The 21,180-nt window shown below is 51.9% G+C and carries 18 protein-coding genes; 12 read left to right on the top strand and 6 right to left on the bottom strand.

The window, feature by feature from the left end; genetic code table 11:
* Nucleotides 1-24 precede the first annotated feature (24 nt).
* From NSS83_RS06855 to NSS83_RS06830, 6 genes are all read right to left on the bottom strand, one after another.
* Nucleotides 25-1,860: an ABC transporter ATP-binding protein gene (locus NSS83_RS06855; RefSeq protein WP_341185082.1), complete on the bottom strand. Its 1,836-nt coding sequence runs from the start codon at nt 1,858-1,860 to the stop codon at nt 25-27.
* Nucleotides 1,850-3,697 carry an ABC transporter ATP-binding protein gene (locus NSS83_RS06850; RefSeq protein ID WP_341185083.1) on the bottom strand — a complete coding sequence of 616 codons (1,848 nt, stop codon included), beginning with the start codon at nt 3,695-3,697 and terminating at the stop codon, nt 1,850-1,852. Before NSS83_RS06850 ends, NSS83_RS06855 begins: the two co-directional genes overlap by 11 nt.
* A gap of 29 nt (nt 3,698-3,726) precedes the next feature.
* Entirely contained in the window at nt 3,727-4,833 is a 1,107-nt protein-coding gene (locus NSS83_RS06845; RefSeq protein WP_341347943.1) for an ArsR family transcriptional regulator, read from the bottom strand.
* A 255-nt stretch (nt 4,834-5,088) separates the two neighbouring features.
* A complete protein-coding gene (locus NSS83_RS06840; RefSeq protein WP_341347942.1) occupies nt 5,089-5,862 on the bottom strand; it encodes an AraC family transcriptional regulator in 774 nt (257 codons plus the stop codon).
* Between the two features lie 16 nt (nt 5,863-5,878).
* On the bottom strand, nt 5,879-6,460 hold the full coding sequence (locus NSS83_RS06835; protein WP_341185086.1) for a LysE family transporter: 582 nt from the start codon (nt 6,458-6,460) through the stop codon (nt 5,879-5,881).
* Nucleotides 6,461-6,543: 83 nt separating this feature from the next.
* On the bottom strand, nt 6,544-6,849 hold the full coding sequence (locus tag NSS83_RS06830) for a DUF6199 family natural product biosynthesis protein (protein ID WP_341347941.1): 306 nt from the start codon (nt 6,847-6,849) through the stop codon (nt 6,544-6,546).
* 74 nt (nt 6,850-6,923) lie between these two features.
* Between NSS83_RS06830 and NSS83_RS06825 the strand changes: the two genes are divergently transcribed.
* The 12 genes from NSS83_RS06825 (at nt 6,924) to NSS83_RS06770 (ending at nt 21,076) form a co-directional block, all read left to right on the top strand.
* Nucleotides 6,924-7,613 carry a response regulator transcription factor gene (locus NSS83_RS06825; protein ID WP_341185088.1) on the top strand — a complete coding sequence of 230 codons (690 nt, stop codon included), beginning with the start codon at nt 6,924-6,926 and terminating at the stop codon, nt 7,611-7,613.
* On the top strand, nt 7,610-8,614 hold the full coding sequence (locus NSS83_RS06820) for a sensor histidine kinase (RefSeq protein ID WP_341347940.1): 1,005 nt from the start codon (nt 7,610-7,612) through the stop codon (nt 8,612-8,614). The genes NSS83_RS06825 and NSS83_RS06820 overlap by 4 nt, the downstream gene beginning before the upstream one ends.
* 98 nt (nt 8,615-8,712) lie before the next feature.
* Nucleotides 8,713-9,468 carry an ABC transporter ATP-binding protein gene (locus NSS83_RS06815; protein WP_341185090.1) on the top strand — a complete coding sequence of 252 codons (756 nt, stop codon included), beginning with the start codon at nt 8,713-8,715 and terminating at the stop codon, nt 9,466-9,468.
* Nucleotides 9,465-11,408, top strand: a complete 1,944-nt coding sequence (locus tag NSS83_RS06810; protein ID WP_341347939.1) for an ABC transporter permease — start codon at nt 9,465-9,467, stop codon at nt 11,406-11,408. The genes NSS83_RS06815 and NSS83_RS06810 overlap by 4 nt, the downstream gene beginning before the upstream one ends.
* 184 nt (nt 11,409-11,592) lie before the next feature.
* Nucleotides 11,593-11,901, top strand: a complete 309-nt coding sequence (locus tag NSS83_RS06805; protein ID WP_341347938.1) for a hypothetical protein — start codon at nt 11,593-11,595, stop codon at nt 11,899-11,901.
* Nucleotides 11,902-11,944: 43 nt separating this feature from the next.
* Entirely contained in the window at nt 11,945-12,670 is a 726-nt protein-coding gene (locus NSS83_RS06800; RefSeq protein WP_341185094.1) for an MOSC domain-containing protein, read from the top strand.
* Between the two features lie 277 nt (nt 12,671-12,947).
* Entirely contained in the window at nt 12,948-13,895 is a 948-nt protein-coding gene (locus tag NSS83_RS06795) for a helix-turn-helix domain-containing protein (RefSeq protein ID WP_341347937.1), read from the top strand.
* 202 nt (nt 13,896-14,097) lie between these two features.
* Nucleotides 14,098-15,867 carry a sugar-binding domain-containing protein gene (locus NSS83_RS06790; RefSeq protein ID WP_341347936.1) on the top strand — a complete coding sequence of 590 codons (1,770 nt, stop codon included), beginning with the start codon at nt 14,098-14,100 and terminating at the stop codon, nt 15,865-15,867.
* 142 nt (nt 15,868-16,009) lie between these two features.
* Nucleotides 16,010-17,653, top strand: a complete 1,644-nt coding sequence (locus NSS83_RS06785) for a family 16 glycoside hydrolase (RefSeq protein WP_341185097.1) — start codon at nt 16,010-16,012, stop codon at nt 17,651-17,653.
* 266 nt (nt 17,654-17,919) lie between these two features.
* The gene (locus NSS83_RS06780) at nt 17,920-19,230 is read left to right on the top strand and encodes an ABC transporter substrate-binding protein (protein WP_341185098.1); all 1,311 of its coding nucleotides are present in this window, start codon (nt 17,920-17,922) and stop codon (nt 19,228-19,230) included.
* 94 nt (nt 19,231-19,324) lie between these two features.
* Nucleotides 19,325-20,248, top strand: a complete 924-nt coding sequence (locus NSS83_RS06775) for a sugar ABC transporter permease (protein ID WP_341185099.1) — start codon at nt 19,325-19,327, stop codon at nt 20,246-20,248.
* 15 nt (nt 20,249-20,263) lie between these two features.
* Entirely contained in the window at nt 20,264-21,076 is an 813-nt protein-coding gene (locus NSS83_RS06770) for a carbohydrate ABC transporter permease (protein WP_341185100.1), read from the top strand.
* Nucleotides 21,077-21,180: the final 104 nt, after the last annotated feature.

The raw sequence follows: 21,180 nt of genomic DNA, 5'->3' as shown, positions 1-21,180 counted from the left end.
TGAGGAATGTTGATAGACTCCGAGTCATCCTGTAGTAAGAGATTCCGTTAGTAGTCCCGAACCTATGGTTCCAGCCTCTGTAGGGCTGAATTGTTTATGGTAGAGGCCAGCGTAGAGTCCGTTTTGCTCCAGAAGTTCATCATGTGTCCCTTCCTCGGCGATTGTTCCCTGGTCAAGAACTATAATCCGTGAGGCATCCCGTATCGTTGACAGTCTATGGGCTATCACGAGGGTTGTTCTGTCTGTCATTAGCCGTTCAAGTGATTGCTGCACCAGCCGCTCGGACTCATTATCAAGTGCTGATGTAGCTTCATCCAGCAGCAGGAGCGGTGCATTACGCAGGAATGCTCTGGCGATAGCCAGGCGTTGCCTTTGACCACCGGATAACGAGGAGCCATGTTCACCAATCATTGTGTCATAGCCTTTCGGCAGGCGCATGATAAATTCATCTGCACCTGCCAAACGGGCAGCTTCTCGTATCTCCACGTCACTTGTCTCAGCTACGCTGAATGCAATATTCTCCCGGATACTGCCAGAGAATAGATAGGGGTTCTGCGGCACATAGGAAATCATTCGGCGGGCCTCTTCTAACTGACCGTTTACGGCATAACCGCACACACTAATACTGCCGGCTTGCGGTTCATACAGTCCGCAGCATAAGCGCACCAGCGTTGTTTTACCCGAGCCGCTGGGTCCGACAACAGCGACGGTCTCGCCATGCTGTAGCTGGAGATTAATCTCTGATAAGCCGGTCTTCTCCTTGGACTGAGGCCCAGCGAAGCTATAGCACAGCCCTTGTATTCTTAATGCACTCCCCTCAGTAGTGGCAACTTCTCCAGGGGAAGAGAAGCGGTCGCTGTATGCTTCTCCTTCCAAAGCAGCATCAAGAACTTCAAATACACGATCAGCTGCACCGAGTGATTCCTGTACCCCGCCCCAGGTCTGCGACATTTCGACGAAAGGCCATTGAACTCGTCCCATCAGGAGGATGAAGGCAAGCACTTCACCTGCCGTGGTCTCTCCCCGCATCGCTGATCTTGCAATAAGTACAGCACAGCCAATCATTATAGCGTTGTTGATGAAAGCGGAAGAATGCCAGAGCAGGGCATTCAGCAAGGTTCTTTGCTTTTGAAGCTGGTTCAGCTTTCTGCGCTCAGTGGCATACCTGCTCAGCAGCATATTCTCCAGTGAAAATGAACGGACGACCTTCATCCCTTGGGTAGTCTCCTGCAGAATTCCCCGTAACAGAGCTTCCTGGGCATAGATCTGCGTGAACAGCTTGCGTAGTCTGTGGTCAAAGAAACGTCCTGACAGAAAGACCACGGGTCCCGTGCCAAGGGCAAGCAGTGCGAGCCATACATCCATACTGGCTAAATACAGAAATGCTACCAGGCAGAGCAATAGATTATAACCCAGATCGTAAACCAGACTACTGATCATTCCCATGGCTGTTCCCGCATCCTTAGTATTACGCGAGGTCAGATCGCCGGAGTGCATAGCTTGCAGCTGGCTATAGGGCAGCCGGTGACTGGTGTCAAAGAGCTTTGCCCGGAAATCCCAGGACATACGGCTGTGAATGGTGAAGCGGAGGTAATGCTGCAGCATAAGACAGATGATAGTCACTAGACAAGCCAGAGAACAAATGACGGTTATCCTTGTCAAGGACTGCATATCGGTATTGTTAATAGTATCAATGAAAACCTGCTGAATCGTTGCAAACCCTACATCCAGAGCAAGCTTGGCTGTGAGCAATACTACAGCTGTCAGAAATCCGAGCCGGTATGGCTTGATATAAGGGAGTAGCCGCTTGAGCGCTTCCCGAAGCCGGATTCGCCCAGTTGAAGATAAATTAGCATTCATTTTGTAATCCTCCTCCGGCAATTGCCTTTGTCTGGACACCTGCCTGGGCCATAGCGTGGTACTTGCCCTGCATGGCCATCAGTTCTTCATGTGTCCCTTGTTCAGCAATCGCTCCTGCTTCCATGAAGTAAATATGATCCGCATGCCTGATGGTTGACAGCCGATGAGCAATCACCACCGTGGTCCGGTTCATCATCAGCACCTGCAAAGCCTGCTGAACAACCTCCTCATTATGGCTGTCAAGGGCAGCAGTAGGCTCATCAAGCAGCAACAGCCCCGGTTCGCGGACGAAGGCCCGGGCAATGGATAGCCGCTGACGTTCACCTCCTGATAAAGTAAGCCCCCTTTCACCGATAATCGTCTCATATTGCAGGGGAGTTCCCATAATGAACTCGTGAATACCCGCATTATTGGCAGCGGATATAACTTCTTCACGGGACGCCCCGGGTCGTCCCCAAGCAATATTCTCGTATAGCGTACCGGAGAATAGATAAGGCTCCTGAGATACGTAGGCGATATGTCTGCACCAGCTATGCGGTGGAATCGTATGTAAAGGCATGCCGCCATGATGAATGCTCCCTCCATCAGGCACATAAGCTGCAAGCATTAGCTGAAGAATGGTACTTTTGCCGCTGCCGCTCGCACCTGCAAAGGCAGTTACTTTTCCGGGCTCAATCCGCAGATGGATGCCGGTTAATACTTTGTGTTGTCCGTACCCGAAGGTGACATTACGGAATACAAGGGGCAGCTGACCGGCTACAGGCTGATTATCTTCAGTCCATGCTTCAGAGTGCTGTTCTGCAGCGTCTGTATTAGCCGGGCTCTCGCCTTCCAAGGGCAGATCCATAATCTCAAATAAACGTTTACCTTGTGCCAGTGAAGCTTGTAATTCAGTCCATAGATTGGCAAGCTTGGATATCGGGTTAGAAATTTGCTCAAAACAGATAAGAAAAGCGGCAACGGCCCCTACATCAAGCCGGCCTCCGACTACCAAATAGCCACCATAAGAGAGAACATAGAGTAATCCGCCGAGGGTAACAGCCAGAGGCATATTGTATCCTACGGCTTCAACCCGTGAGACTGACGAATGAACAGTGTTAAATTGACGGACTCTATAGTTGAACTGCCCTAGCAGGCGGGAAGCAAGGGAGAAAGCACGCACGACCTCAGCGCCCTGTATCGAATCTTGAACGAATGCCTGTTGTTCACTCTCGATACTCTGGCGCTGCTCATTCATCCTGCGAAGCCTGGAGGTAAAGGGGAGCATGACCAGCGGGACTAGCGAACAGATGAGTATAGTACCTAGGGTTAGAACAAACTGCAGAGACAGAAGATAAGTCAGCAGAAATGCGATTTGCAATAGATTGCTGATTAGTTCGATGGTCTTCCTGTTAATTCCTTGCTGGGCGGCTGGCGCAGAATCGTTCATCCGGCTGATCAGATCGGCGGAATGATAACGGTCCAGCTCTTTCATCTGAATGTTCATTAATCTTGTCAGCAGGGAGACCTGGAGCCTGGAGGTGGATTTGATCTCCAGCAGTCCTGAGAGATAGGTATTCAGAAAGTGGACTCCAGCATCGATAACTATAATGACAACGGCCAAAGTCATCGCGGCTGCAAGACCGGAAGTGTCATGGTGTGTAGCCGCATTAATAATACGCCGTAGAATTTCAGCAATACCTACGCTTGTAAGTGAGGTGATGGCTGCAAAAAAACAAAGGATGATATACCAGCCAGTATAAGGTTTGCCTAGCTTCAGCATACGGATAAAGATATTCTGGGCAGCGGCGGGCTGTTTATCTAGTGGTACTGCTCCGGTATTAGTGGTCCGAATCAAGGGGAACCCCTCCAGTTAATAATTGGGTCTTAGTCCAGCATGACTTTTGTTGTTAAGGCAAGCAGATTGCGCAAAGTATCGGTTCTGAGCACATAATACAGGCGGTGATCCACCCGTTCGATGTCCAGAAGATCCAGGAAAAACAGGAAGTTGGCATGATAATTCACAGCAGCAGGTGTGATACCGAGCGCAGTCGCAATTTCCTTACCATAGTGCGGCCGCTGTTTGAGCAGAAGCAGGAGATCCAGGCGCCGTTTATCTGAGAAGGCTTTGAGGAACAGTTCGGTCTTCTCCCGGTCGGCAACGGGTCCGTATACGCGGTCATTGTGTACGCCGAAGATGACCCAGCCTATCTGCCCGGTTTCTGTATGGAAATTGTAGAAGCTGTTGTTCACCTGTGAAACAAAGCTGACATGGAAGGTGGCAGGGAAGTCAAAGATTGCAGGCTCATTCTTATGAAGTTCACGAATAAAAACCTCCGGATTACTACGGAACTGGGCCTCATAACGGAATGAGGCCTGTTCAGAAATTGCTTGAATCCGGTCTTTCCAGTGAATGAAAACATCCTGATGGAATTGACGCAGGAGTTGTATGTAACGCAGCTTGGTTTCTTGCGGACGTGCAAGGCATTCAAGCAGGGGACCATGGGCTTCTACCACCTCAGGCTGAGGATGCGTGTCGGAAGCAAGTTCTAAGAGCTTATTGAGATCCTTTTTGACCACCTCCCAATCGTTGCCCTTCAACAATGCCTCCAAATTATCGTGGTAGACGCCATAGACCATCTCTGAAACGATATGCTCAGCAGGGCTTTTCTCCAGTCTGTTGATCCATTCTTCGGCAGTCTGCGCTTCTGGATAGGAACAGGCGGATTCATATAACGGGAAATCCAGTGCATTGTGAAAAAAGTTGTGACGGAAAAAAAACATCAGCTCACGAGTGAAATGAGGTGACAATAACTTGCGGGCATCTTCAAAATAGGTTCCCAGCAGCTCATCAATTTCGATTTTATATTCCGCTGCCAGATCTGCCAGCTGATCCTCACAGGCCAACATTCCCATGGAAAGAATAAACTCAATAGCCTCGTTGTACGCAAAACGGATATTTTTCAGTAGTGTCTCTTGCAAAGAATCGTTCATTTGTTCCTCCCTTTTGTACTCTGTAATAAAAATATTGAATATTAATTATTCATCGTCAACATTCAGTTATGACTTAATGTTAAAATAAGCTAAAAAAAGAAGTTTGTAAAGTGGATATTAGGTGTGTTTCATTCAGCAAACGGGTGGAACGCCAAAAAACTGCCTCACCGTAAGCCCTACGTAGGACTTGGATGAGCCAGTTCGACCGCTGAGTTGCGGATTATGAAGAGTTTTAATGGAGGAGACAGGGAACAGTTATGTCAACTGCGACATATATTCATAAGCCGTAATGCCGAAGACACTTTTAAAATGACGGTTCAGATGGGTCAGGTCTGTGAAGCCGAATGCAGCTACTGCAGAATAGATATCCTTATTCTTCTCAATGGACCGCCTGGCATGTTCGACCTTGCAGTTCAGGAAGAATTGGTATGGGGAGGTTCCGGTATGGACTTTGAATTCGCGGATGAATTGATATTTGGATAAATTGAACTCCCGCGCCAGGTCATCGAGCCGCAGTATCTGGCCCAGGCTGCAGTACATCATTTCTTTGGCTTTGGTGACAAAAGCATTGTTCATCCGCCGCGGGGTCTGAATTTCCGTATGGGACAAGAGGTTGGATAGCTGAACAAGCAGCTCGCTGCCCAGTGACTCATCGGCCCCGCTCTGGACAGCGTGACTGAGGTTGCAGATGCATTGCGCCAGCTCTCTGTCATAGACGATGGGAGTGGTAAAGCGCAGTTCCTGTTTGCCCAGAAGCTCTGCCATCAGGTCAGGCTTAAGATACAGCATGACATAGTCAATGCCTGCACGGTCATAGGAGCTTCCGTCGTGAATCTGCTCGGGGTTAAACAGCATGACCCCATTCCTGTGCGAAGCCTGCCGGCTGCCGTCCAGTGTATATTGCTGAATGCCGCGCAGGGTAACGCCGACGGCGTATTCTTCGTGGCAATGCTTTTTGTAGGTGAAATCCGTCATGCTGGCCGATAAGGCGAGGATCTCTGCTGACTTTTTATAATTGAATTGCTCCACCTGAATCACCGCCGTTCTATAAAATACCGGATACCATTACAGCAGAGTATACAAGAAACAGAGCCATTATACTATTCATCACCCGCTGATGCCGCTGCAGAAAGCTCTTAAATACGGAGCCGAATACAACCCAGGCCATAAAGGCCAGGAAACCAATCACAGTAATGACGATGACGAAGATGAAGGCTGCTGCGGGTGAGCTATAATAGGGCATAACATAAGTTGGGATCACGGTCAGCGTGAACAGCAGCACCTTCGGATTGGCGAATTGCATCAGCAGCCCGGAGCGGAAACCGGAGGCCTGCCGGCCTGCCGCGTCAGAACGGCCCATTCTGTACACCTGATAAGCGAGGTAGAGCATGTACAAGCTGCCGATGATCTGCATGACACCGAGAATATGCGGGAGAATGCCCGTAAGCAGGCGGTTCAGCAGAGCGGATGCGGCAAGGAGCAGTCCGAACGCGAGTGTGGCTCCGCCGACGTATCCCATTGTTTTTCTGGCCCCATGGTGCTGCACAGAGGAGAGGATCACAATATTGGTCGGGCCCGGTGTGAAGGTAACCACAATACAATAGATAATAAAGGAAAGGATATTCATGATGACCTCCGGTGAAAGTAGTTCTATGAATATACACCGGGTCTGCGAATCGCTATAGTACATTATTGCAGTCTGCTATTCCTTTAGCTAAGAGAACTCCACAGTGTCAATATCCCCATCACCATCACGAATGATCCGATCCATAAGCCCACGGCCCCTCTGAAACGCATGGAGCTGATGTAGGCGTCACTGGGTTCTCCGTCGCCTTTCATTTTCCAGCTTTCACTCGACTGCCAGGTGAAAGTGGGATTTCGGCGTACATATAAGCTAAATAAGTTGATGGCAATTCCGAATAACAAGAAGAAGATTGCGCTAAACGTTCCGATGATAATCAGCTCCCTGATATGTTTAAATTTTTGGATGTCAGTATCTAATACGTTACTTGGCATAGGGCAGGTTTCACAAAAGTAATACATGTGAAGTATAATAGTCCGATAGTAATTCTTCTGAAGGAGAGTCCGGTTTGTTCAAAATTATGCTGATCGAAGACGACATCACCCTGTTCGGGGAGATTAAAGAAAGGCTCGCCCAGTGGTCCTACGAGGTGTACGGGATTACGAATTTTGGCAAGGTCCTGCAGGAATTCACGGAGGTGAAGCCGGATCTGGTGGTGATTGATATCCAGCTGCCGCAGTTCGACGGCTTCCACTGGTGCCGGATTCTGCGCAGCCACTCCAAGGTGCCGATCATCTTCCTCTCCTCCCGGGACCATCCGAGCGATATGGTGATGTCGATGCAGCTGGGGGCCGATGATTTCATACAGAAGCCGTTCCATTTCGAGGTGCTGATTGCCAAGATTCAGGCTATCCTCCGCCGGGTCTATAATTATAGCATGGAAGGCACGGAGCTGAAGACCTGGCGCGGAGCGGCGATTGAGTTCGTGAAGAATACGGTTACGGGGAGCGGGGGAGCGGCGCTGCTCACGAAGAATGAGATGCTGATTCTCAAAATCCTGCTGGAGCGCAAAAACACCATTGTAGAGCGTGAGGAGATCATCACCAGTCTGTGGGACAACGAGCATTTTGTCAGCGATAATACGCTGACTGTGAATGTGAACCGGCTGCGCAAGAAGCTGGAGCCGCTCGGCCTGGATACTTACATTGAGACCAAGGTCGGGCAAGGGTATATGGCGACAGAAGAGGCGGAGCAATGATAAGGAAATACATCACAGAGAAGCGGAGCTGGCTGCTCCTGCTGGCAGTCTTCCAGCTGATTATTCTATTCGTGGCCTATATTGACTCTGCCATTCCGCTGCTGCCGGTCCTGTACATTGTACTCCTCAATACGCTGCTCTGCCTGGCTTTCGTTTTCTTGCGCTATTCCCGGGAGACCCGTTTCTATAAGAGCCTTGCCTCCTGGGATCAGATCTATGAGCTGCAGGCGGTCCTCGAGCCGGGTAGTCCGATGGAGCGGCTGGTCCATGAGGCGGTGAGCGCCCAGACGGACCGCTACAAGCGTGAATCCTCCATGAATGTCCAGCTGCTGGAATCGGAGAAGGACGAGCTGCTGGCCTGGATACATGAGGTCAAGACTCCGCTGACTGCTATGCAGCTCATGATAGAGCGTCTGCCGGATGAGACTCTGCAAAGACAGATGATGTACGAATGGCTGCGCATCCACCATCTGCTTGACCAGCAGCTGCATCAGAAGCGGATCCCCTTCATCCGCAATGATCTGTTCATTGAGAAGGTCGGTCTTGCTCCTATTCTTAATAAGGAGATCCGGGCACTGAAATCCTGGTGCATCTCCAAACGCATCGGGTTCGACGTGGAGCTTGAAGCCGAGACTGTACTGACAGACGGCAAATGGCTGGCCTTCATGCTGCGGCAGCTCCTGACCAATGCTGTGAAATACAGCGAAGCTTCCGATATTGTGATCAGGTGTCGTGAAGAGGGCGGCCATGTTGTGCTCGTCATTGAAGACAGCGGACAGGGGATTGATCCCAGGGATCTGCCGCGGATCTACGATAAGGGCTTCACCTCATCGCGCTTCCGCCAGGAGGGGGCAGCTACCGGCATGGGACTGTACCTGACCCGGCAGGTTGCGGAGCCGCTGATGATCAGACTTCACGCTGCTTCCATACTTGGGCAGGGAAGTGTATTTACGCTGACTTTTCCAAGGGAGAATGACTTTCAGCGGTTGACCGGCATGTGACACTATTGTCACATGCCTGTTCCATTTGTTCGGCGAAGCGCAGGAAAATGATCATCCACCCGCTTATGATAGAGCTATAGAAAAGGAGTGGGGAACAGATGCTTATCATGCAGGCTAACAAAATCTATAAAACCTATGGCAACAAATTCAATAAACAGGAAGTTCTCAAGGGCATTGATCTTCAGGTCGACAAGGGCGAGTTCGTAGGAATTATGGGACCCTCCGGTTCAGGTAAAACGACGCTGCTGAACGTACTCTCCTCAATTGACCGGGTGAGCAAAGGCACGATCGAAATTGAGGGCAAGGAATTCACGGGGATGAAGGAGAAGCAGCTGGCCGAGTTCCGCAAGCATCATCTCGGGTTTATTTTCCAGGATTATAATCTGCTCGACACCTTGACGGTCAAGGAGAATATCATGCTGCCGCTGTCGATTACAGGCATGTCCAAGAAGGAGGCGCATCAGAAATTCGACCAGGTAGCGGGTGAGCTGGGAATCCATGAGCTGAAGGACAAATATCCGGCGGAAATCTCCGGCGGGCAGAAGCAGCGTACGTCGGCGGCGCGGGCGTTCGTGCATGATCCGAGCATTATTTTTGCCGATGAGCCTACGGGAGCCTTGGATTCCAAATCTGCGTCCGATCTGCTGAACAAGCTGGCTGCCATGAACAGCAAGCGCGAAGCTACCATTGTTATGGTTACGCATGATGCCGTTGCCGCAAGCTACTGCAGCCGCGTGGTGTTCATCCGGGACGGGCAAATCTACACCCAGCTGAACAAGGGGGAGGAATCGCGGCAATCCTTCTTGGGTGATATTATCAGCACGCAGGGCGTACTTGGTGGTGTCACGCAATGAGTCTGAATTATATTATCCTGCGGAATCTCAAAAAGAATATTAAAAACTATTATCTCTACGTGTTCGCGCTTATTTTCAGTGTGGCCCTGTACTTCTCCTTCGTGACTCTTCAGTTCGATCCTTCCATGGATGAGGTCAAGGGTTCCGTCAAAGGCGGGGCTGCCATCGGCGCATCCTCCGTCCTGCTGGTTGCGATTGTGGCTATCTTTCTGCTGTATGCGAACACCATCTTCATCAAGCGCCGCAGTAAGGAGATCGGGCTGTTCCAGCTAATCGGGCTGACCAAGAGCAGAATCTTCATGCTGCTGAGCGCCGAGAATCTGATTCTGTATTTCGGATCGATGTTCGCGGGAATCGGTGCAGGGTTTGTGATGTCAAGGCTGATCCTGATGATTCTGTTCAAAATTCTGGAGGTCGACCGGCTGGCGGCCTTGCGCTTCTCCCCCGAGGCTTTGCAGCGGACGGTGCTGGTTTTTGCCGCCGTGTACGTGCTGATTATGATCATGAATTACACCTTCATCCGGGCCCAGAGCATTCTGTCGCTGTTCAAGGCTAGGGCCACTTCCCAGACGCGTATTCAGCGAATGTCGCTGTGGGAGGTTGTGATCGGCGTCCTTGGGATCGGCAGTATATTCGGGGGATATTATATCTCCGGGGAGCTGTTCAGCGGCAAATTCACGGGCATGAACGGATTGATGTATGCAATGATTGCCATACTCACACTGGTAATTATCGGAACCTATCTGTTCTACAAAGGCTCGGTCAGCTTTCTTTTCAATCTCATCCGCCGCAGCAAAAAGGGCTACTTGTCCATTCGGGAGGTATTATCGCTCTCTTCCATTATGTTCCGGATGAAATCGAACGCCCTGCTGCTGACGGTCATCACCACGGTATCTGCGCTGGCGATCGGCCTGCTCTCTCTAAGCTATATCTCTTATTATTCGGTGGGAGCCTCTGCCAGAGAGAGTTCACCGGATGATTACGGCTTCCTTCAGAAGGCGGATGAGGCCGGATTCCGGGGGGCGCTCGACAAGGCCGGCATAGGTTATACCACACTGGAGATTCCAACGGTTCAGGTAGAAGTGGATCTTAAGGAAGTTTTGGAGACTAAAAATTACCCCAACAATGACACCAATCTTTCTGCAACTGTGATCAGTGACAGCAGTCTGAAGGACATGGATTTGCAGCCAGGTGAGGTAAAAATTATGGGATATACAACTACGAAGCAAACCATGCATCAGCTCAAGAACAAGGGAGAACTCGAATTCTCCACTATGGATGGTGTGATTAAGCAGCAGCTGGCGGGTTTATCAGAGGAGACTGTGCTGCCGTTCTATTTTGGCGGGGGAGTCTTGGGGGTGTTCGTGGTGGATGATTCTGTCTTCCAGGAGTTACTCCAGCATAAAGACCCGGATGAGCAAAAAAGAGTGAAAGGCGGAGGGATTTATTACGGTCTAAACCTTAGGGAATCTTCGCAGGCCAAGCAGGCGTACGAGATTTATAAGCAGCAAAAGCCAGAGCTGCAAAGCTTCTCGCAATATGAGTTTGAGTTCAACCAGCGGACCAGTATGGGCCTGATTATGTTCATTGTCGGCTTCCTGGGCCTGACGTTCCTGATTACCTCCGGCTGTATTCTCTACTTCAAGCAGATGGACGAGAGCGAGGAGGAGCGGGAGGGATATACGATCCTGCGCAAGCTGGGCTTCACCCAAGGGGACCTTCTGCGAGGTATCCAGTTCAAGCAGCTGTTCAATTTCGGTATTCCGCTGATTGTCGGCTTATGTCACAGTTATTTTGCGGTAAAATCCGGCTGGTTCCTGTTTGGAACCGAGATGCTGACCCCGATGTTCGTAGTTATGGGGCTATATACCGTGCTGTATTCGATTTTCGGCCTCCTGTCGGTCCTGTATTACAAGCGGGTGATCCGGGAGTCGCTGTAAAGAGATGAAGTGAAAAAATGAATTAAAGAGGATGGCCTTCGGGCTGTCCTTTTCTTTTTGCGTGTGTGCAATCATAAAGTTGCTATCCATAAGTGTCCTCCTCTTGTCTTACGCAAAACAGGCAGCGATAATGGTATAATAAGACTGAAACGTAGCAGACCCATCCCAATGGGAGGTGCTTACGATGAACGAACCTGTGCTGAAAAAAGCCATGAACACGCTGGAGTTTCTGAGTCAGAAGGAGGAGGCGCGCAGACAATACGAAGCGCGTCAACGCTATCTGCATGACGAAGCGTCGATGTATGAAGCGGCTAAGGTAGCCGAGGCTAAGGGTAAGGCCGAGGGAATGGCTAAGGGAATAGCAGAAGGCAAAGCAGACGCTCAAAAAGAAACAGCTCATAAACTGCTTGTTCTAGGTATAGAGCTATCTGTAATCGCCGGGGTAACGGGCCTTTCCATAGAAGAGATTCAGAAGTTAAGGACGATACAGTAAAAGTAGCCAGGGACTGTAGATTATAGACAGAAGAGGTGGGGGCGTGTCAGTTACAGTTGGGGAGATTAAATCAATTAACCGTTATCCGGTGAAATCCTTTGCGGGGGAGGCGCTGGAGTCTTGTAAGGTTGTATCTTACGGAGTGGAGGGGGACCGGTATTGTTCCTTTTATGATATGACCAAAAAAGACTGGTCGCAGTATGTCACTGCCCGGAAGATTCCCAAGATGATGTCCTATAAGGCGGAATATACGGGTGAAGATATCCGGGTGACGGCTGCGGACGGCCGCGTGTTCGGCTGGGATCAGGAGCTGCTGGATGAAATTCAAAGCCTGACTTCCACGGAAATTACCATGTCTGAGTTCATGGCACCACACCCGGAGGAGAAGCACCCGGAGCTGTTATCGGTAGATGGGGCGAGTATTCTGCTGGTGACCGATAAGAGCCTGAAGAAGCTGGAGGCGTTGTGGGGCAAGCCGGTCGATCAGCGCCGCTTCCGGGGCAACTTCCTCGTGGAAGTAAGTGAGGACTCGTTCGGGGAGGAAGAGTGGCTCGGCCGCCGTCTGTCGATAGGCAGTACAGTACTGCAAGTGGATAGCTATTGTGAACGCTGTGTGATGATTACCACGAACCCGGATACCCTCGAACGGGACAGCTCCCTGCTGAAGCAAGTCTACAAAGAGCTGAAGCAGCAGTTCGGCGTCTATGCTTCAGTCATCACTCCAGGAGAGGTTCGGCTCGGTGATCAGGTTGTGATGCTGGATAGCTAAGCTGGACAGACGTCCTACGTTCCTGTCAAAGGTGAGCGGTCACCTACATAATGACTCTTGCGACTATAATGTTGTAAGTTTTACAACTTTGATATCTCAGCAGCGGCACCGTTGGGAGAATTGTTGCACAGATTGCAGGAACTGTCCGGAATAGCTGCCTTATGCGAAGGAATTGCTGCATTTTATGCAATATTCTCGGGTTAGCGGGTGTTCGATCCGGGGAATGTTGCAATTAGTGCAGGATTGCAGGATATGTAATTATGGACAGTTAAAGGGGGTGAGCGAGATACTGGAACTATCCATGGAACATGCGGATGAGCTGGTGAAGGTGACACATGCGTTGTCTACGGAACTTAGGTTAAGAATGCTTGCGCTGCTCAACACCCGGAGAATGAATGTGGCGGAGCTGGCGGAGGCGCTGGAGATCCCGGTATCGACAGCGGCCTCCAATGTGAAGGTGCTGGAGCAGGCCGGGCTAATCGTGACTGAGCTGCTGCCTGCTTCACGCGGTGCGATGAAGGTCTGCAGCCGGATCTATGATGATATCAAGATCATCATCAATGCCCCGCAGCCCCTGGCTGAGGCCGGCCAGGGCGAGTATTGCTACGAGATTGCCATGCCGATCGGCAATTTCACCGCCTGCGAGGTGGCGCCGACCTGCGGCATGGTCAGTGAGACGGGGCCGATTATTACGGAGGACTCGCCGGCGGGGTTCTTTCACCCGGACCGGGTACAGGCCCAGCTACTCTGGCTGCGCAAGGGTTATCTCGAATACCGCTACCCGCTGGAGATTCCGTCAGGGGCAGAGATCCGCGAGATCCAGTTCTCAATGGAGATCTGTTCGGAAGCGCCGAATTATGCCAATGACTGGCCTTCGGATATTACGCTCTGGATCAACGGGGTTGAGGTGGGCACCTGGACCTCACCGGGCGACTTCGGCGGCAGGCGCGGAAAGCTGAACCCTGCCTGGTGGATCGATTCGGGCACCCAGTTCGGTGCACTCAAGACCTGGAGCGTAGACCATACCCGCAGCGCCATTGACCATCAGGAGCTATCCGCTGTGACTCTGAAGCAGCTTAACCTCCCCCGGCGGAGCCATGTGGATCTGCGGCTGGGCGTGAAGGAGGATGCCAGGTACAAGGGCGGAATGAACTTGTTCGGCAAGAAGTTCGGCGACCATGAGCAGGACCTGGTGATGAAGATTTTTTATAGTGTGAAGGCCTAACAGGAATACGAATTGGGCTTATTGTGAAGAACCTGCTGCTTCCGGCGGGTTCTTTTTCGTTGTTGATTAGAAATTGGCGATGGCGCAGGCATTTTGTTCTGATAAGCATTGTGCATTGACATTTCAGCGGATTCTGCAATAATTAATACATATTTATTGTATTAAAACAAAATTATTGTTTATAAGGAGCGTGCATTGTTCCATGACAACCCGGCATTATATCAAGGATTATCCGCGGCCGCAGTTCGTCCGTGACGCCTGGCAGAGCCTGAACGGAGAATGGGATTTTCGCTATGACGATGACAACACGGGGGAACGGGAGAGATGGCATGAGGAGCTGCACGGCGATCTGAAGATTCAGGTTCCATTCACGTATGAGACGGAGGCGAGCGGAATCGGTGAGACCGCGTTCCATCCATATGTATGGTATGAGCGGGAGGTGCAACTACCTGACAGCTTGGGCAACAAGCGGGTGCTGCTGAATTTTCAGGCGGTGGATTACATCGCGAAGGTGTGGGTGAACGGCAGCTATGCCGGGGGGCACCAAGGCGGGTATGCGGCTTTTACACTGGATATTACCGATTATCTCAACACGGGAGCCGGAGCAGTGAACCGTCTGACGGTCAAGGCTGAGGATAGCCAGAGCTGTACACAACCACGGGGCAAGCAGCGCTGGGTGGATGAGAATTTCGAGTGCTTCTATGTGCAGACCACGGGAATCTGGCAGAGTGTGTGGCTGGAGTATGTATCCCCTTCGTACCTGAGGTCTGTCAAAATCACCCCGGATCTCGATAACCGCTCGGTCCATTTTGAATACAACACCCATGGGGCAAGCACTGATCTCCGGCTGGAGACCCGGATCAGCACCGGGGAGAAGACCTTCAAGCAGGTCTCGCTGCAGGCAGACCGGGCCTCGCTGCAACTGGATATAGAGCTGACGCATGAAGCAAACGGGCCGTGGAAGCTCCAATCCTGGTCGCCTGCGGCACCGGTGCTGTACGAGGTGGAGTTCGTTCTGTACCAGGCAGAGCAGGTAATAGACCGGGTCTACTCCTACTTCGGACTCCGCAAAATCTCCATCGAACAGGGCAAGGTGCTGCTCAACAATACGCCAGTGTATCAGAAGCTGATTCTGGACCAGGGCTATTGGCCGGACAGCCATCTGACCCCGCCTTCGGAGGAGGCGCTGATTGCTGATATCGACGCGATTCTGGCGATGGGCTACAATGGGGTCCGCAAGCATATGAAGATTGAGGATGCGCGCTTCCTATACTGGTGTGATGTGAAGGGACTGCTGGTCTGGTCAGAGATGGCGGCCACCTATGAGTTTGGCGATGAGGCAGTGGAGCAGTTCACGAAGGAGTGGACAGAGATTGTCCGGCAGCAGTATAATCATCCCTCGGTGATTACCTGGGTGCCTTTTAACGAATCCTGGGGGATTCCGCAGGTCTACACGAATAAGCGGCAGCAGCAATTCACTGAGGGCATCTATCATCTGACTAAGGCGATGGACCCGGATCGTCCGGTGATCGTCAATGACGGCTGGGAGCATACGATCAGCGATATTATAACCTTACATGACTATGAGGAGAGCGGTGCTGCGTTACTAGAACGTTATGCAGACTCTGGCAGTCTGCTTGGCGGCAGTTCCTCGTTCAACAATTGGAAATACGCGATGGCCCAGGGCTACGAATACAGAGGTCAGCCTGTCATAGTCAGTGAATTCGGGGGTATTGCCTTCGACACCGGCGAAGGGTGGGGCTATGGAGAGCAGGTGGGCAGTACAGAGGCGTTCATCGAGCGGTTCCGCAGCATCACACAAGCGATCAAGGATACCCCATACATCTGCGGTTATTGCTATACCCAAGTTACGGATGTGCAGCAGGAAGTGAACGGACTATTGACGGCGGACCGGACACCGAAGATTCCACTGGAAGAGATTCGTAAGATTAACCGGCAGGCGGGCAGATAATCGTAACATTGTGGCCTAAATAGCGGTGAATTATCGGTTCAATGACAACGGGATGCCCTTTAGAATCTTTGGTGAAAGCACTTACATTCATTCTGGTGCTGTTCAACAGGCTTCACCAATGAAGATTAAGAGGAGGGCTTACGTGTTCAAAAAATGGTTCATCTCGCTGTCCGCTTCCCTGTGTCTGCTGCTGGTTTTTGCCGCCGTTCCGGCCTTGGCCGCGAATGGTCCCGTGGTGTGGGGGACTTCGTCCACCATCACCAACATTAACACGTTCACCGATGCGGGTCCCGATGCCCGCGGAATCAGGCCCGGAACCTTCGGTTCCGAATATGCGCGGATGATCAAGCTGGCCAACGGGGACTGGCTGGCGGTCGCCGCCATCTACGACAACAACGGATATACCAAGGTGTCCTGGGGCGGCACCCGGCTCCAGGTCTTCCGCAGCACCGACAACTGCCGCACCTGGTCGCTGATGTCCACACTGTGGGAGGACGGCCGTGACCTGGACAACGGGCAGTTCGTGCAGCTCCCGAGCGGCGATATTTTGCTGGCGATGCGTTCTGTCCGCTGGCAGGAATCGTACAAGCTAAGAGTGTATAAAAGCACGAATGGAGGGGCGAATTGGAGCTTCCTCAGCACCATCGACGAGAACAACGGCGCTCCCGGCGCGCTGGGGAATCCCGACAAAGGCGTGTACGAGCCGCATATGCAGCTCCTGAATGACGGCTCGGTCGCCGTGATGTATGCAAGCGAGAAGCATGTGACGGAGAATCCGTCGTACAGCCAGATCATCTCCCAGAAAATCTCCACCAATGGGGGTGCGAGCTGGGGGAATGAAATCTATGTGGCCTGGGACCCGTCCAATTCCGGGGCACGCCCGGGGATGCCGGTCTGGACCAAGATGGCGAATGGGCAGTATATTGTAGCTTTTGAGGTGTGCGGGACGCAGAACTGCAGAATTTTCACCAAAAAAAGTGCGGACGGCAAGACCTGGTCCAGCGGCATCGGCACCCAGGTCTCCACTAACCAGCAGGGCGGTCCTTACATCTTGTCCTTGGCGGACGGGCGTCTCCTGCTCAGCTCCAACTCCAACGTGCTGTCCCTTAGCAACGATTACGGGAATACTTGGGTGGACAATGATATTCCGGCCTTTGGCAATTCATGGTGGACCGCGATGTATCAGACGGGCGCGAATGAGATCGCTTTCGTGGATTCGGTCGACCGGAGTGTCGGCGGGCATAATGTCCAGGTGCGGTTCGGGACGCTCAGCGGCGCGTACAGCAATGATTTCTCGGCGAATGACAACGGATGGGCCCGTTATGGCGGATCATGGGCGGTGAGCGGCGGCACCTATAACCTGAATTCAGTGAATGCCGACAAATCGCTGCTCACCCCGTATCCTTCCAAAATGAATTATACGCTGGAGGGCGACATCCGGCTGAATAATGCAGGCCAGGGCAGTCTTCTGTTCAATGTAACCGGTCCGGGAACCGGGGCCGATCTGCAAAAGGGTTACGCAGCAGGGATTGACTCTGCCGGTGAGGTCTGGCTTGGACGGTTCAATAATAACTGGACCTCTCTCCAGACCGTAAATACCCCTATTGCCGTCAATACCTGGTACCACATGAAGGTTGTGGTCAATAACGGTAACATCAAGGTATATGTCGGAGATATGACGGTGCCTAAGATTGAACGCAATGAAGCGGTATACGCTTCAGGCACGGTTGGGGTACGCGGCGGCTTCGGCAACAGCGTCAGCTTCGACAATTTTACAGTGAATTAACTGGAAATTCAGGGGGACCTCTCAAGAGGTCCCTCTTTGCATGCGAACACGAGCGTTCTCTACCGGTCGATTCTCCACCCTCAGTAAGATCGTCTACCTGTCCGCGGATTTAGCCCGGTTAACATCTGTCGTTTGTTCACCAAGGAGCGGCGGTTTGTCGGTTCAAGCACAGCAGTGTTCGCTGTAAAGTTAGAGGTAAGAAAGCCCTTACATCAAGCGGTGACGGCTTTCCTTGCATAAACTTTACGGAGAAGAGGGTTGTACAGATGAGGATGAACAAAAGCTTAACAAGTGTGGCTACGGCCGGGCTGGCGCTGGCTCTGGTCCTGCAGGGATGCTCTTCCGGAAATACAGAGAACGGAGGGGCCAAGGCATCGGATGAACCGGCGGCAACAGGGAGCACAAGCAGCAGTCCGGTGGAAATCTCCTTCTGGAATATGTTCGGCGGCGGAGAAGGGGAGTTCGTGGACCAGATTATTAAGGACTTCAACGACTCGCAGCAAGAGGTGACCGTTAAGCCGCTCCGGCTGGAATCCAATGAGTATTACGCGAAGCTTGGTACAGCACTATCGTCTTCCAAAGGCCCGGATGTCGCGGTCGCTCACGTGGAGCGGATCTCGCCGTTCGTGAAAGCCCAGCAGATTGTACCGGTGGATGAGCTGGCCTCCAAGGTAGGATTCGACCTGAAGCAGATTTCGGATTCCAATATTAAAAGCGTATCTTATGAAGGCAAGCCTTACGCAGTTCCGCTGGATACTCACTTCCATATGTTCTACTACAATAAAGATATTCTGAAACAGGCCAATCTGCTGAAAGAGGACGGTACGCCGAAGCTGGGCGATATAAACCCGGCAGGCTTTGAGAAGACGCTCTCTGAGATTCAAGCCAAGGTGCCGGATGTCCAGGCGATGGCGGTGAACACGCCTTATTTCCAGGAGCCGTTCCTTAATCTGTATTATGAAGCCGGCGGCGAGCTGCTGAACCCGGAGATGACCAAGGCGAGCATCAACAACCCGCAGGCGCTGGATGTGCTGAACTTCTATATGGATGTCTTCAATAAAAAATATGCCGATCTCAATGACAAGACGCCATGGGATACCTTCCATAACGGCAAAGCCGCCTTCTGGTTCGGCGGGGTCTGGGAAGCAGGGCTGCTGCTGGGAGACGAATCACTCCATATCGGCGCGATGCCATTGCCTCCGTTCTTCGGCAGCCAGACGCATTGGGGCAGCTCCCATACGCTGGTCATCCCGTCATATGTCACTCCCGAGAAGCAAGAGGCCGCAGCCAAGTTCATGAAGTATTTCTCTGAAGTGGGCGGGGAGATCTGGGGTCAGGCGGGCCATGTGCCGGCGAACAGCAAGATTACGGAGAGCGAAGCCTACAAGAGCTTACCTTACCGCAGTGAATTCATCGAGGCGCAGAAGACGGTGAAGTTCGCGCCGCCAACCGATAAATATACGACGATTATCACCACTGTGTCGGAAGGACTGCAGAACATTATCTTCGGCAGCGAGACGCCGGAGGATGGCCTGGCTAAGCTGGAGAAACAGATTAACGAGGTGTTGGAGAACTAGCCTTATCCGGCCGGATTGGGAGGAACTCCTGCCGGGAGGCAGGTCAGCCCCGATCCGGCTCATGATTCATTTCACCTGAAGGAGAGAGATAACAATGGAGCGGAGCTTGAGTGAGAAAAGGTCGGCTGCGGCTCTTCGCAGAGCAGAGCCTGTACATCTGCTGACTGAACTGAAGGCGATTCTTTATCTGATCCCGTTCCTGATTCCGTTCACGGTGTTCTATCTGTGGCCGGTGATCCGCGGAGCCTGGATGAGCCTGCATGTGTGGGGCATTCAAGGGATGCAGAAGTACGTGGCTCTAACGAACTATGCAAAAATTCTGACGAATTCAGATTTCTATGCGTACCTGTGGAACTCGTTCTATTTCGTGCTGCTGTGCGCGCCTACAGTCATTATCCTGGGGCTGCTGCTGGCCCTTATTATTAATCAGCGAATCTGGCTGCGGACCCTGATCCGCTCGGTGTTCTTTCTGCCGTATGTGCTGTCAGTCTCCGTGGTCAGCTTCATCTGGCTGCGGCTGCTGGATGCGAAGAACGGCCCGGTCAATGCAGCCTTACATATGCTTGGCATTCATGCAGACATTAACTGGCTTACGGATCACCGGTTTGTCTGGTGGGCGATTACGCTGGCGACCGACTGGTGGAGCGTGGGATTTGTCATGGTCCTCTTTCTGGCCGGGCTGCAGGAGATCCCGACCGATCATTATGAAGCGGCGAAGATCGACGGCGCGAATGCCTGGCAGCGATTCTGGAGCGTTACCCTGCCGGGACTGTCCAGTGTGATGAAGATCCAGATCTTTTATCAGATTATCAACTGTCTCAAGCTGTTCGGTCAGGTACAGATTATGACCGGCGGAGGTCCGGGCGATTCCACGAATACGATGATCCGATACATTTATGTCACGGGGTTCAAAAAGGATATGTTCGGCATGGCTGCAGCGCAGTCCATGGTGTTCTGCCTCATCATGCTGCTGATCGCCGTGATTCAATTCAAAATTACAGACCGCAAGGACGGATAGGAGAGGAGAAGATTCATGAAGAAGCTTGGTTTAAATGCTGCGGCGACGGTGCTTGCCCTGCTGTTTGTTTTTCCGCTGATCTGGATGTTTCTCACCTCCCTGAAGCCCGATGGCGTGAATGTCTATACGCTGGCCGATTGGGTGGATTGGTCGGATCTGAATACCGGTAATTATGTAAAAGTCATAAGGGATTCGCAGATTCTGCTCTGGACCTGGAACAGTCTGGTGATCGGCGTGCTTACTACCCTGATCTCCATTCTGCTGAGCTCGCTGGCGGCCTTCTCGTTCTCCAAGCTGCCATTCCGCACACGGGGCATCTTCTATGTGCTGATTGTCTCGGGCCTGCTGATTCCGACAGAAGCCATTCTGATTCCGCTCTATGAAACTGCCCTGCATCTGGAGCTGATCGATAATATCTGGGCCATTATTCTCCCGGGATTGACCAACCCGATCGGTATTCTGCTGCTGAAGCAGTTCATGGACGGCGTGCCTAAGGATTATATTGAAGCCGCTCAAATCGACGGCAGCCGCAGCTTCCGGCTCTGGTGGAGTATCTGCCTGCCGCTGACCCGCTCCGCGATGGTGTCGGTGGGGATCTTCTTTTTCATCCTCTCGTGGAACAACTTCCTGTGGCCTTATCTGGCGATTACCTCGGAGGAGAATATGATTCTGTCGGCAGGGCTGCCCACCTTTTTGTCGAATAATAATATGTCGCTCAATCTCATTATGACAGCCAGTGCCATTGCGGCGATTCCGACGATTGTTGTCTTTATCCTGCTCCAGCGTCAGATTGTTCAGGGCGTTGCCATGTCAGGGGTTAAGGGTTAGCCTGAACCACCAGATTATATAACGGGAAAGGATATAGAGCATGCGTACATCTCCTGAGAGTTCTGCCAGGTCCCTGCGGCTCCGCTTGATATCCTGGATCATTC

This window comes from Paenibacillus sp. FSL H3-0469 (genome assembly GCF_038051945.1).
In the GTDB taxonomy this organism is placed as follows: domain Bacteria; phylum Bacillota; class Bacilli; order Paenibacillales; family Paenibacillaceae; genus Paenibacillus_AQ.
This window is presented reverse-complemented; position numbering and strand designations above follow the sequence as displayed.

Bases quoted from the DNA above. Each gene is read 5' to 3' on its own strand.
- NSS83_RS06855 (WP_341185082.1), bottom strand. From the start codon at position 1,860: ATGAATGCTAATTTATCTTCAACTGGGCGAATCCGGCTTCGGGAAGCG.
- NSS83_RS06845 (WP_341347943.1), bottom strand. From the start codon at position 4,833: ATGAACGATTCTTTGCAAGAGACACTACTGAAAAATATCCGTTTTGCG.
- NSS83_RS06835 (WP_341185086.1), bottom strand. From the start codon at position 6,460: ATGAATATCCTTTCCTTTATTATCTATTGTATTGTGGTTACCTTCACA.
- NSS83_RS06830 (WP_341347941.1), bottom strand. From the start codon at position 6,849: ATGCCAAGTAACGTATTAGATACTGACATCCAAAAATTTAAACATATC.
- NSS83_RS06820 (WP_341347940.1), top strand. From the start codon at position 7,610: ATGATAAGGAAATACATCACAGAGAAGCGGAGCTGGCTGCTCCTGCTG.
- NSS83_RS06815 (WP_341185090.1), top strand. From the start codon at position 8,713: ATGCTTATCATGCAGGCTAACAAAATCTATAAAACCTATGGCAACAAA.
- NSS83_RS06810 (WP_341347939.1), top strand. From the start codon at position 9,465: ATGAGTCTGAATTATATTATCCTGCGGAATCTCAAAAAGAATATTAAA.
- NSS83_RS06805 (WP_341347938.1), top strand. From the start codon at position 11,593: ATGAACGAACCTGTGCTGAAAAAAGCCATGAACACGCTGGAGTTTCTG.
- NSS83_RS06790 (WP_341347936.1), top strand. From the start codon at position 14,098: ATGACAACCCGGCATTATATCAAGGATTATCCGCGGCCGCAGTTCGTC.
- NSS83_RS06780 (WP_341185098.1), top strand. From the start codon at position 17,920: ATGAGGATGAACAAAAGCTTAACAAGTGTGGCTACGGCCGGGCTGGCG.
- NSS83_RS06775 (WP_341185099.1), top strand. From the start codon at position 19,325: ATGGAGCGGAGCTTGAGTGAGAAAAGGTCGGCTGCGGCTCTTCGCAGA.
- NSS83_RS06770 (WP_341185100.1), top strand. From the start codon at position 20,264: ATGAAGAAGCTTGGTTTAAATGCTGCGGCGACGGTGCTTGCCCTGCTG.